At 71.8% G+C, this 12346-nt stretch carries 9 protein-coding genes; 4 read left to right on the forward strand and 5 right to left on the reverse strand.

The annotated features are described in order from the left end of the window. Window positions 1-16: 16 nt before the first annotated feature. From O7610_RS27710 to O7610_RS27720, 3 genes are all read right to left on the reverse strand, one after another. A complete protein-coding gene (locus O7610_RS27710) occupies window positions 17-1984 on the reverse strand; it encodes a stealth family protein (RefSeq protein ID WP_289212215.1) in 1968 nt (655 codons plus the stop codon). A 56-nt stretch (window positions 1985-2040) separates the two neighbouring features. After that, window positions 2041-3765, reverse strand: coding sequence for a phospho-sugar mutase (locus O7610_RS27715; protein WP_289212216.1), 1725 nt, complete (start codon window positions 3763-3765; stop codon window positions 2041-2043). Between the two features lie 666 nt (window positions 3766-4431). After that, window positions 4432-6468, reverse strand: a complete 2037-nt coding sequence (locus O7610_RS27720) for a serine/threonine-protein kinase (RefSeq protein ID WP_289212217.1) — start codon at window positions 6466-6468, stop codon at window positions 4432-4434. A 472-nt stretch (window positions 6469-6940) separates the two neighbouring features. On the opposite strand from O7610_RS27720, the gene O7610_RS27725 reads away from it, so the two are divergent. Continuing rightward, the gene (locus O7610_RS27725; protein WP_281553299.1) at window positions 6941-8200 is read left to right on the forward strand and encodes an amidohydrolase; all 1260 of its coding nucleotides are present in this window, start codon (window positions 6941-6943) and stop codon (window positions 8198-8200) included. Window positions 8201-8208: 8 nt separating this feature from the next. Here O7610_RS27725 and O7610_RS27730 read toward each other — a convergent pair whose 3' ends face one another. Next, window positions 8209-9315, reverse strand: coding sequence for a DUF4349 domain-containing protein (locus tag O7610_RS27730; RefSeq protein ID WP_289212218.1), 1107 nt, complete (start codon window positions 9313-9315; stop codon window positions 8209-8211). 127 nt (window positions 9316-9442) lie between these two features. On the opposite strand from O7610_RS27730, the gene O7610_RS27735 reads away from it, so the two are divergent. Genes O7610_RS27735 through O7610_RS27745 form a run of 3 tightly spaced genes read left to right on the forward strand, consistent with a single transcriptional unit; the run spans window position 9443 to window position 11814 of the window. Then, window positions 9443-10072 (forward strand): MBL fold metallo-hydrolase, encoded by a 630-nt coding sequence (locus tag O7610_RS27735; protein WP_281553301.1) that lies wholly within the window; start codon window positions 9443-9445, stop codon window positions 10070-10072. 11 nt (window positions 10073-10083) lie between these two features. Next, window positions 10084-11001, forward strand: coding sequence for a hypothetical protein (locus O7610_RS27740; protein ID WP_289212219.1), 918 nt, complete (start codon window positions 10084-10086; stop codon window positions 10999-11001). 54 nt (window positions 11002-11055) lie between these two features. Further along, a complete protein-coding gene (locus O7610_RS27745; RefSeq protein WP_281553303.1) occupies window positions 11056-11814 on the forward strand; it encodes an SCO6745 family protein in 759 nt (252 codons plus the stop codon). Window positions 11815-11859: 45 nt separating this feature from the next. Here the strand turns inward: O7610_RS27745 and O7610_RS27750 are convergent, their stop codons facing one another. Further along, window positions 11860-12315: a gamma-glutamylcyclotransferase family protein gene (locus tag O7610_RS27750; RefSeq protein ID WP_278167063.1), complete on the reverse strand. Its 456-nt coding sequence runs from the start codon at window positions 12313-12315 to the stop codon at window positions 11860-11862. Window positions 12316-12346: the final 31 nt, after the last annotated feature.

The raw sequence follows: 12346 nt of genomic DNA on the forward strand, positions 1-12346 counted from the left end.
GGTACCCGGTGGCCGGTCAGCCGCAGCGGTGTCCCACCAGCACCTCGGTGGCCGGGACCGGGTCGGCCGCCGACAGCGGGTCCGGCTGTGCGGGGTATCCGGCGTCGTGGTGGCGGGTCTGCTGCGGTGCGGCGGCCAGCCGCAGCTGCGGATTGACCGGGAACCGCCCGACCGGTGGGCGCAGCAGGCGCTGCGCCAGCTCGGTCGCGGTGAACGGGGCGCGGGCCGCCGCGGTCTCCGCGTCGACCTCGTACGGTGACCGGGTCGGGAAGTAGCGGTTGAGGAACTCGACCCGCAGCCGGCGGGCGGCGGAGTCGACCGCGTTGGTGAGTTCGGTGTCCAGCCCGAAGGCGTCGGCGTCGCGACGGTCGAGCAGGCGGTGCAGCCGCAGCGCGGCGTCGGGGGTGGCCGGGTCGACCCGGTGCCGGCGCAGTGACCCGGGGACTGCGGTGCCCCGCAGGTACGACCAGTGTGGGTGCAGCGAGCGGATCAGTGACACGTCGTCCGGATGCCGGATCTGGTGACCGCGAATCCGGGCGACCACCTCGGGAATGCTGGTGCAGATCTCGGCCAGTGTGGAGCGGCGCACCGGCAACGGTACGCCGACCTGGGCGCCCGGGTCGACGAGGCGGTCGAACTGGTCGGCGAAGACGCGCCGCGCGGCGGCCTCCGCCGGGGTGTCTCCCGAGCGGGCCAGCCGGCCGGCTCCCCGGCCCGGCCCGGGCGGCGGGCCGAGCAGCACCTTGGGGATTCCGTTGGGCTCGAAGAACGTGGTCCGGTCGACGGGCCGGCCGAGAAAGACGTTGCCGGGCAGGTAGAGGAACCGTTCCGCCAGGCCGTCGATCTCGTGCACTGCGGACTCGACGGCGTACGGGTTGAAGGTGGGCAGCACGGCGTGGCCACCGAGCAGGTCGCGATAGTCGACGACGGTCAACTGCGGATCGTTGACGTCGAGCCAGCCCGGCACCTGGTCTGCGGTGATCAGGAAGATCCGCCGGATCCAGGGCGCGTGCAGGTGCACCGAGCGGAGCAGGTGGCGCAGTTCCTCGGTGCCGTCCCAGCCGATCCATTCGTTGCCGGCGGGATCCGCCGGGCCGGCACCGTGGCGGTGGCGGTGCCGGTCGGCGCGCCGGGCGGCCGGCACCGGACCGGCGGTGCGGGCCATGGCCCGCTGCCGGCGGGAGCGCCACCGCGGGTCGGTCGGGTCGGTCCAGCAGCAGACCAGGTCGACTGGGAAGTCGGGCCAGGTCGCCGGCCGACGGGTGAACGGGGTACGGGTCACGTGCCGGGCGATCCGGTCCTCCGGCGCGAAGCAGCAGGCCTCGGCCTCGGTCAGCCGTACCGGGGCCGACCGGGCCGGGACGATGGCGGTGACGTCGTTGCTGCGGGGCGCGTGCAGCCGGTCACCGTCGACCGCCCAGAACTCGATCTCGCAGGCGGCCTGCCCGCCGTACGTCAGCTGACCGTTGACGCCGGTCACCGGCTGGAAGACCCGGATCACCGGGGTCCGGCGCAGCCGCCAGTCGGGCCGGGCCGGCAGTCGCCGGTACCGGTGTCCGGCACGTGCCACGGCCAGGCCGTCGAGGCGGCCGAGGGCCCGCAGTGCGGCGGTACGCTCGCCGGCCGGCACCCCGACCCGGCTGCTGAACCCGGACGCGGTCGGGATGACGAAGTGGTCCACCCCGGCCCGGGCCAGTGCGTCGGTGACGAGGTGCAGGTTGCGCCGGTGGGCGTTGAGCGGGCTGATCGTGTCGTCGTCGACGACGACGGCCATGACGGGGCGTCCGTCCAGTACGGACCATCGCCGGGGGAGACCGGCGGCGGTCGGGCGGGCCGGCCGCAGACGTCGGCCCAGCCAGCATCGGGCGGCCTGGCCGGGCCGACGGGTCAGGCGGAACAGGGCAGTCTGCCGGTGGAAGGGGAGCAGCGTGTACCGCCGGTGCGTCGCGGCGGTCAGGTAGGCGAAGCAGCGGCTAGCTAGCATAACCAGCTAAACGATCAGCAATATGAATTGGTCGCGCCTAACGGGTGAAACGGGCATCATCCGATGTTTAGGGCGGCTGATGTCTCCGTCCGCAGCTGTGCCAACGCCCGATCGGCCCGTTCGCGGGCCGCAGCCGGATCGCTGCCCGGCACCGGCTGGACCACCTCCAGGTACGCCTTCAGCTTCGGCTCCGTCCCGGAAGGACGGACCACGACCCGGGCAGTGCCGGTACGCAGGATCACCACGTCGGCGTCGGGCAGCAGATCCTGCGTCGCGGTGACCGGCTCGCCGAGCAGCGTCGTCGGCAGGTTGGCCCGCAGGTACGCCATCGCGGTGGCGATCTCACTCAGCTCGTCGACCCGCACGGCGAGCTGGTCGGTCTGGTACACCCCGAACTCGCAGGCCAGTTCGTCGAGCCGGTCAGCCAGGCCCCGACCGGTTGCCTTGAGCTCGGCGGCCAACTCGGCGAGCAGCAGCGCGGCGGTGATGCCGTCCTTGTCGCGTACCCGGTCGGGTGCCACGCAGTAGCCGAGCGCCTCCTCGTAGCCGTAGACCAGCGGCACCTCGGCCCCGTCAGTGGTGTCACTGCCGGCCCGGACGATCCACTTGAAGCCGGTGAGGGTCTCGGCGTACGGCTCGCCGCGCGCCGCGCACAGCACGCCGAGCAGCGACGACGAGACGATGGTGGTGGCGTAGCGGCCGTGCCGGCCGCGCCGGATCAGCTGATCGGCGAGCAGCACCCCCAGCTCGTCGCCGCGCAGCATCCGCCACCCGTCGCCGCCGCGTGGCACCGCGACCGCGCACCGGTCGGCGTCCGGGTCGTTGGCGATCGCCAGGTCGGCTCCGTGTGCCCGGGCCAGCGCGACGACCCGGTCCATCGCGCCGGGCTCCTCCGGATTGGGAAACGCCACGGTCGGGAACTGCGGATCCGGCTCGGCCTGCTCGGCGACGACCAGCGGTGCCGGGAATCCGGCACCGACGAACGCCTCCCGCAGCACCGCCCCACCGACGCCGTGCAGCGGCGTGTACGCCACGGTCAGCGCCCGGGGGGTCGCCCGGTCCACCACCGCCACGGCGGTCCGCAGGTAGCCGGCGACGATCTCGTCGTCCAGCGTCTTGCCGGGGCCGCCGAGCGGCACGTCGACCAGCTTTCCGACCGCCCGGATCGCCGCCTCGATCTGTTGGTCGGCCGGCGGGGCGATCTGCGCGCCCGCACCGGCCGGTCCGCCGAGCTGAGCGCCGAGATAGACCTTGTAGCCGTTGTCCTGCGGCGGGTTGTGGCTGGCGGTGACCATCACTGCCGCCACCGCGTCGAGGGCGCGGACCGCGTACGCCAGCACCGGGGTGGGCAGCGGGCGGGGCAGCAGGTAGGCGTCCCGCCCGGCACCGGTGACCACTTCGGCGGTGCGCACCGCGAAGGCCCGTGACCCGTGCCGGGCGTCGTAGCCGATCACCACCGGTCCGGAGCCGCCCTGCTCGGCCAACCAGCTCACCAGCCCGGCGGCGGCCCTGGTGACGACCTGCAGGTTCATGCCGTTCGGGCCGGCCCGCAGCGGACCGCGCAGCCCGGCGGTGCCGAACGTCAACGGCCCGGCGAACCGGTCGGCCAGCTCGGCGGCGCTGCCCGGCAGCTGGTCCAGCAGGGTCAGCAGTTCGGCGCGGGCGGCCGGGTCCGGCTCGTCGCCGAGCCAGGCCACCACCCGGGTACGCAGAGTCTGGAGACCTGGACCGTCGTAGTCGGATGAGCTGCCGTCAATTGGCGAGGTTGCGGGCTGTGACATGAACCACTTCCGAGTTAGTGTATCCGTCTTGACACTTTGAGTAGTTGTTTTCAATGTTACATATTAATGGTAGTCAATCTTTTGGCGTGCTGTCCTGTTGTCTTGATGGCACTTCCTCGCCTGGTGTCGCCAGCGGGATCATCTTAGTAGGGAGTTTTGTCATGTCTCGAAGAGTTGCAGGTTTCAGGGCTTCCCGGATGCTGGGATATGCGGGATCGATCGCGGGGCTTGCCTCAGTAGGCCTTCTTCTCGCATCAGTCCTAGCTGTTCCTGCCTCTGCTGGGCAGGGTGCTGAGGTGGGGAAGCGTTCCTCCTCAACTTCTGCGGCATTGGCTACTTCCTGCGACACTACGAGTGAAACGCTGAATGGGGTTCCGTTCTATGCGAGTTGGTGTTGGATGACCGTGTCGGGCGACTATGGGTTCCAGCGTGCCCTTGCGAACTGCCGCTACCCAGGTGGCGGTGGTATCCCGGCATACAACTACCAAGATCAGGGGCAGGTCGTCTTTGACAGTTCGACCTCGTCGCCGACGTCAAGCGCCTTCTGTTCGCAGAACTCTGGAGACTACCTGGTGAGTGGTCAGGTGGAGATCTTGTAGATTGCGCTGCCCGAGGACCGGTACGCCCTGGGGAAGGGGTGCCGGTCCTCGGGCAGGAGGTCCATACTTAGCTGCTCGTCAGAGAGAAAGTTCGTACCATTTCGTCGAAGATCGGCTTACTTTCCTCGAATCGGGCGTCTGGGGTGGTCAGGAAGAACGAGTACGCCTTTCCGTTGGCGACCACGGCGTGCCAGATGCCGTGTCGTTGTTCCTGTCCTTCGCCGCAGGTGTACTCCAGTTCAGCTGATGGCTGGTCTGCGATCTTGGACTCATCCAGTCTGATCTCCTGATACGGCTCATCGCAACTGCCGCGATTTTTCGACAACCGGTCGCCTGCGGCTCTGAGGAAAGACAGCGGCTGAGTGGAGGAACCTGCGTTCTCGACAAGGAGTCGAACGCGACGCCCACTTTCCTCTGGGTCGGTGTAATCGACCCAGACCCCAGCTTCTGTCCTGGCCCAGCCGTCGGGTACCTCAACCGAAATGCCGCGCTCAACGTAGGTCTGCGTCTCGAATGATGGGCCTGGCGGTTCAGTGCTGACAGGCGCAACGATAGACGGGGTCTGCGACGCGTCGTCGTCGCCACTAAACAGCGTCACGGACAGCAGCAGGATCAGCAGCGTGGCACCGGCCGCCGCGCCGATCTGCACCTTCCGGTCCCAGCTCTTCACCTTCTCGACGGCGCTGCCGGTGCCCTGCCGGAGCCCGGCGATCGCCTTGTCCAGCATCGCCCCGGCGGTGGCGGCACCTCCCGGTGCCGGCCGACCGGCCGCCGGTTGATCCCAGCCCGGCTGCCCGTCGCTCCAGCTCGGCGCCGGCATCGCCCCGGTCGGGCTGAGCAGCGCACCGCCCTGGCCGCCCTGCTGGCCGTGGCCGCTCTGCGGGCCGTGGCCGTGCCGAACCGGCTGCTGCCCACGCGGACCGGGTACGCCGGCCTGGCTGATCGGCATCGCGGCGGTCGCTCCGGCCGCCGGCGAGGTCGGGTTTGCGTTGTCCAGCCCGGCGGCGGACCACTGCGCCGCGCTCGGCATCTGCCGGCCGGCCTTGCGCAGCTCGGCGAGGCGGTCGGTGAGCGACTCGTCCGGGCCGATCATCGCCCGGCCACCGATCTTGCCACTCGGCTGGGGCTGCGCCGGTGGCGCCGGTCGGGCCTGCTGCTGCCAACTGGGCGGTCGCTGCACCGAGACCACCGCGTACGGGTCGGTGACCAGGTTGGCCGGGGCCTTGCTGGCCAGCGGCCCGGCGAGCAGTTCGCGCAGCATGCTCCGGGCGGTCGGTACGTCGAAGCGTCGCGCCGGGTCCTTCTCCAGCAGGCCGAAGAGCACCTCGGTGAGCGGGCCGGAGCGCACCGGGGCGGCGGGCGGGTCCTCGACGACGGCGTGCATGGTCTCGATCGGGTCGCCCTTGTCGAAGGGCGGGCGCCCCTCGACGGCGGTGTAGAGCGTGACGCCGAGGGAGAACAGATCACTCGGCGGCCCGAAGTCCTGGCCCATGGCCCGCTCCGGGGAGATGAAGTGCGGCGAGCCGAGCACCATCCCGGGCGTGGTGAGCTGGACGTCGGTGGGCATCCGCGCGACACCGAAGTCGGTGAGTACGCAGCGACCGTCGGTGCAGATCAGCACGTTGGCCGGCTTGACGTCGCGGTGCAGGACGCCGATGGCGTGGGCGACCTCCAACGCGCCGAGCAGCGCGATGCCGATCTTGGCGACCGCGCGCTGGGCGACCGGGCCATCCTCGATGACCATGTCGGCGAGGCTGCGGGCGTCCAGCAGCTCCATCACGATCCACGGGCGGCCACCCTCGGTGACCACGTCGTAGACCTGGACCACGGCCGGGTGCTGCAGTGCGGCCGCCGCGCGGGCCTCCCGCAGGGTGCGTTCGTACATCGCGTCGCGGTCGCTGGGGGCCAGCCCCGGGGGGAGGACGACCTCCTTGACCGCCACGTCGCGTCGGAGCAGGGTGTCGGTGGCGCGCCAGACGGTGCCCATGCCACCGTGCCCGACCGCGGCACGCAGCGAGTACCGGCCACCGATGGTGGCGCCGGGTGCCGCTCGTGCGCTGGTAGAGCTGACTGGTCCGCCACTCCACGTCGGAATCTGAGTCACAGGAAATGCCGCCGAGAGAAATTGAGGGGCCGGGGAACCAACCCCTCTATCTTGCTGGGTCGCTCGGCGGAACGAAAGCTACGCGCCGAGGTTGGTGAGAAGTCCACTCTGTGTCGTTGTGTGGTAGCCCAATGTACACCGGATCGGACTCTAGGTGCGCAACCCGTCACGGTGTCGTTATCAGATGGCACGCCCGGACTGGGGGGTGTCGCGACAGTCAGATATCTGTCAGTTTTCGGTCGAACCGGCAGCCGGGTCGCTACGTGGCTCGTTACTCGGCGTAGGAGGTGTGGGACCCATGGCTGCCTACGATGGTGACATTCGGGGCGGACCGCAGCGGTCCGATCGCCTCTACCAGGCATTCCATGACAATACGCGATGCGGCCACTACCCGAATGACGTTGCGCAGCGTTACCGTCCCCGGTCTAGGCTGTCGGAGTCCCATCCCATCCACAGTGATCGAGAATCTGACGTGACGAGTGCGTTGACGTTGCCCACCGGCAGCGAGATGGCGTCGTCCTGGCCCGATCCACTGCCAGGTGCCCAACCCCTGCCGGCCGGGCTGGACCAGTTGCTCGATGCCCGCGGGCGGCAGTTGACCGCGATCCGGCGGCACCTGCACGCCCACCCGGAGCTGTCCGGCCACGAGTTCGAGACGGCCGCGTTCATCGCCAACCAGCTCACCAGGATGGGGCTCACCGCCCGGCTGCTGCCCAAGGGCAACGGCGTCATCTGCGACATCGACGCCGGCCCCGCTGACGGCCCGGTGGTCGCGCTGCGCGCCGACATCGACGCGCTGCCGCTGGCCGACGTCAAGGACGTGCCGTACCGGTCGACCGTGCCGGGCGTCTGCCACGCCTGCGGGCACGACGTGCACACGACCGTGCTGCTCGGCGTGGCGATGCTGCTCGCGCAGCTCGCCGACCGGGGCGAACTGCGCCAGCGGGTCCGGCTGATCTTCCAACCGGCGGAGGAGATCCTGCCCTGCGGCTCGCTGGAGGTCGTCGCGGCGGGCGGGCTCGAGGACGTCACCCAGATCTTCGCGCTGCACTGCGACCCGAACCTGCCGGTCGGCCGGGTCGGGCTGCGGGTCGGCCCGATCACCGCAGCGGCGGACAACATCAGCGTGCGGCTGTCCGGTCCGGGCGGTCACACCGCCCGCCCGCACCTGACCGTCGACCTGGTCAACGCCCTGGGCCGGCTGGTCACCGAGGTGCCCGCGCTGGTCAACCGGCGGGTGCCGGCCAACGCCGGCCTGCTGCTGGTCTTCGGTCAGGCGTCCGCCGGCACCCAGTACAACGTGATCCCCAACGAGGCCAGCGCCGCCGGCACCTTGCGGGTGCTGGACCGGCCGACCTGGGACGCCGCACCGGACATCGTCACCCAGATCATCCGGGAAGTGGTCGCCCCGACCGGCGCGACGGTCGACATCGAGTATCTGCGTGGTCGACCACCGGTGATCAACGATGCCGCCGCGATCGGCGCGCTCACCGCCGCCACCGCAGCGGCCCTCGGCCCCGCCGCCGTCGCAGACACCCCGCAGAGCATGGGTGGCGAGGACTTCTCCTGGTACCTGGAGTACGTGCCGGGTGCCCTGGCCCGGCTCGGAGTCGGCCGCGCCGAGGCCGGCAGCGACCTGCACCGCGCCTCGTTCGACGTGGACGAGCGGGCGATCGCCGTCGGCGTCCGCCTGCTCGTCCACACCGTGCTGCAGCTGGCCGCGGCCGACTGACCGGCGGATCAGCCGGCCGTCGCGTCGCCGGCGACCCGGTCGTCGTCCGTGCGGTCACCTTCCGTACCGTCGTGGTCACCTCGCGGTGTCGGCACCGGTGCGCCGCCGGCGGGTGCGGTGGCGGCCGGAACCGGCCGGGACCGGCCCCGCGACGTCCGCACCAGCCAGAACACCCCCAACGCGGGTACGCCGAGTGCGATCAGCCACGGCAGCAGCGCGCCGACCACGGTGACCAGCACCTGCATCGACCCGACGAACGCCCGCCAACCGGCCCCCAACCCGGCCAGGAAACCCAGCTCCGACTCGTCGTCGACCGGTGGCGTCGCGTCCGGGCCGATCAGCTCGACGGTGATCCGCGACAGCGTCACCAGGTCGTCCAGGCCACGTTTGCGGGCCTCCAACGACGCCAGGTCCGCCTCCCGCTTGGCCAGCTCCGACTCCAGCATCACCAGATCGGCCAGGGTCTCCGCCTCGGCCAGCAGCGCCCGGCCGCTGCGCACCCGGGCCTGCTGGGTGGTGATCCGGGCGTCCAGGTCCAGCACCTCCTCGGTGACGTCCTGGGTGGTCAACTCCCGGCTGACCTCCTCGCCGAGGCGGGACAGCCGGTCGACGACCTGGTCGAACTGCTCCGCCGGCACCCGCAGCTCCAGTGTGGCCCGGCCGTACGACTCGTACTCGGAGCGTTGGTCTCGCCCGACGAACCCGCCGACCGAGGTCGCGATCGTCGCCGCCTCGCCGGCCTTCGCCGGCACATCGGTCACCCGTACGGTGATCGACCCGGAGTAGATGATCGACCGGTTGCCCACCGCCAGGTCGACCGGTGAGGTCCCGTCCGGCCGGTCGGCCTGGCCGCCCCGCTCAGCGCCGCCGGCCGAGTCCGCACCGGCCGCCTCCTCGCCGCCCGCGTCGTCCCCGCCGGTCAGTCCGCCGTCGCCAGGCGCGCCACCCGCCGGGGCCGGTTCGGCCCGCTGCGGCATGTCGGCGGAGCTGCTGACACCGGAGTCCTCCGATCCTGAGCAGCCGGTCAGGATCAGCAGGGCGAGCAGGGCCGCCGTGCCGGTCGCCGCGCCGCGCCGGCCACCGGTGCGCCACCGGCCTCGTCTTGCGTTGTTCACAGTCAAGGGGTGCTCCTCGGAATCGTCATACGGGTTCGCCAGGTGTCGTTCAGACGCGCGGCGCGAGCCGGCCGGTTCCGGCAGACTGCGAGGCGGCAGATCACGATTCGGCTCACAGGGGGTCACGGTGCGACTGATGAAGTTCGGGCATTCCTGCGTACGGGTGGAACACGACGGCGCGGTGCTGGTGATCGACCCGGGCGCGTTCAGCGAGCCGGCCGCGCTCGACGGCGTCGACGCGGTCCTCGTCACCCACGAGCACTTCGACCACCTCGACGTCGGCCAGCTGACCGACGCGCTCGCTCGACGACCCTCGGTGACCATCCACACTCATCCATCGGTGGTGTCCAAGCTGGACGGGCTCGGCGAGGTGGCGACCGCGGTCGAGTCCGGGGAGCGCTTCGAGGCCGCCGGTATCCCGGTCCGGGCGTACGGGGGATGGCACGCTGAGATCCACCCCGACCTGCCCCGGGTGCCCAACCTCGGCTTCCTGATCGCCGACTCGGTCTACCATCCGGGTGACTCGTTCGACGTGCCGACCGACGCCGAGGTGGACACCCTGTTCGTGCCGGTCTCCGCGCCCTGGCTGAAGCTCTCCGAGGCGGTCGAGTTCGTCCGCGCAGTGGCCCCGCGCCGGGCGCTCGCCCTGCACGACGGGCTGCTCAACGACGCCGGGCACAAGGTCACCGACAGCAACATGACCAAGCTGGCCGGCTGCGACTACGCCCGGCTGCCGGCCGGCACCCCGGCCCGCTGAGCCGGGCCGCCGTGACCGGCAGCGTAGTACCCGCCGAGGTGGTGCGACGGCTGTACGCCGTACCGCCGGCGCGGTTCGTCGCGGCCCGTACCGAGGCCGTCTCGGCCGCCCGGGGCAGCGACCCGGACACCGCCCGGGCCATCAGCAAGCTCCGCAAACCGACAGTGGCCGCCTGGCTGGTCAACCTGCTCGCGCTGCGCCGCGCCGACCTGCTCGACGGCCTGGTGGAGCTCTCCGGTCAGTTGCGCGCCGCCCAGCGGGACCTGCGGGGTCCCGCCCTGCGCGAGCTGTCGACCCGGCGGCGGGCGCTGGTCGACGGGCTGGTGGCCGAGTGCCGGGAGCTGGCCGTCGCCGAGGACCCGGCGCTGGCGTCGACGAAGCTGCCGTTGGGCGAGGTCGAGGCGACCCTGTCCGCTGCCCTCGCCGACGAGGAGATCGCCGCCCAGGTGCGATCCGGCCGGCTGGTCCGTGCGGTCGACTACGCCGGTTTCGGCGAGGTCCCGCGGCCCCGGTTGCGGCTGGTCGGCCCGGACGACGGGGTGGCCGCCGCCGATGAGCCGACCCGAGTGGCCGAGCCCGCTCGGGCGGCGGACAAGGCCGCTCGGGCGGCGGACAAGGCTGCTCGCGCGCGGGCCGCCCGCCGGCAGCGGTTGGTCGACGAGCTGGACAAAGCCGAGGCCGGCCAGCGGGCCGCCCGCACCGAACTCGACCGGGCCGTCGCCGCCGAGCAGGACGCGGCCGACGCCGTCGCCGAGGCGCAGCGTCAACTGGCCGAATGGGAACGGCGACGCTCAGCAGCCGAGCGGGAGCATGCCCGTCGTAAGGTGGCGCGCAAGACTGCGGAACGGGCAGCCGTCGCCGCCCGACGGTACGCCGGCGACGTGGCAGCCGCGCTGGAGGACCTGCCCGGGCCGCAGACCGACCGCTGACGGAAAGTCGGTGGCGGTGACCGGCCGGGCGGGTGGGCGAAAGGCGATGACGCGGTGATTCCCGATCAGGCGGCCGGCGCGTGCCGGCGCAGCCTGCACGAGTTGAGTACGGCGTACCAGGAGTGTCCGCGCACGTTGAGCCGGGCGCGCCAACTGGGGCTCAGCGGCTGGGCGTTCCACATCGCCGGCCGGGCCGGGGTGCTCGGCGGCGTACCGGCCGAAACGGTCGCGGCCGCGCTCGGGTTCATCGCCGCCGACGCGGTGGCCGACGGCTGGCAGGCTGCCAGCGCGGTGACCGACCCGACCGGGGTGGCGGCGGTGAGCATGGCCGAATGCTGCCGGTGGGGTGTCGAGCAGCTCGGCGACTGTCCGCAGGTGGACCGGCTGGTCGAGCTGGCCGAGGCGGTGGTGGGGGCGGCGGACGCGACCGCGATGCCGCTGTTCGCCGCCTGGCGGGCGATGCCCCGGCCGGACGACGCGGCCGGGGCGCGGGCCGCCGTCGCGGTACGACTGCTCGGCGAGCACCGCTCCGGGGCACACCTGATGGCGGTACGGGTGGCCGGGCTGACGCCGGTGGAGGCGCTGATGGGCGGCCCGGACGGGACGAAGGCCGCGGTCGCGGCCGGGTGGTCGCCGCCGTGGCCGCCGGTCGGCCCGCTGATCCGCCGCCGGTTGTGGGCGGACCGGGTTACCAACCGGATCACCGGTCAGGCGTTCGCCGCGCTGCGTGCCGAGCAGCGGCGGGAACTCGTCGAGTTGCTGCACGCTGCGCTGTCCCACGTACGGCCGGCGACCGGTCGGCCGGCCGACTGACGAGCGTACGGCCGGCGTCCTGCTGCTCGGCCGGCGGTAGGCAGGTCAGGCGGTGGCGGTACGGGTGGGTCGCTTTCGTAGCTCGGCGACGTAGTCGTCCGGCGCGCCGGCCTTCTCGGCGGCGTTGGCGATCTCCGACAGGTACCAGGCAGTGGGCAGCCCGCCCTCGTACCCGTCGAAGACGTAGACCCAGGCGGTGACCGCGCCGTCCAGGGTGACCGCCCGGACGGTCAGCCGCCGGTAGGTGCCGGACAACGCGCCCTCGACCTCGTCGAGCTGCGCGGCGTCCCACGGGTGTACGTCGTAGAGTGCGACGAAGACCCGGTCGCCGGGCGACTCCACGATGGTGGTGACCGCTCCCTCCCAGCCGATCACCCCCTCACCGGCGAAGGTGAGCCGCCAGCCTTCCAGCCAGCCGGTGCCCACCATCGGCGAATGCGGACAGTAAGCACGCATCCGAGCAGGGTCGAGGTTTGAGCCATACGCGGCGTAGTGACGCACGGCGATGACGATAGCCCGGCAGGGGGGTGGG

The organism is Solwaraspora sp. WMMA2065 (assembly GCF_030345075.1).
In the GTDB taxonomy this organism is placed as follows: Bacteria; Actinomycetota; Actinomycetes; order Mycobacteriales; family Micromonosporaceae; genus Micromonospora_E.

What these genes read in the sequence shown, in the direction of transcription:
- O7610_RS27710 (WP_289212215.1), bottom strand. Translation starts at nt 1,984, where the DNA reads ATGCTAGCTAGCCGCTGCTTCGCCTACCTGACCGCCGCGACGCACCGG.
- O7610_RS27715 (WP_289212216.1), bottom strand. Translation starts at nt 3,765, where the DNA reads ATGTCACAGCCCGCAACCTCGCCAATTGACGGCAGCTCATCCGACTAC.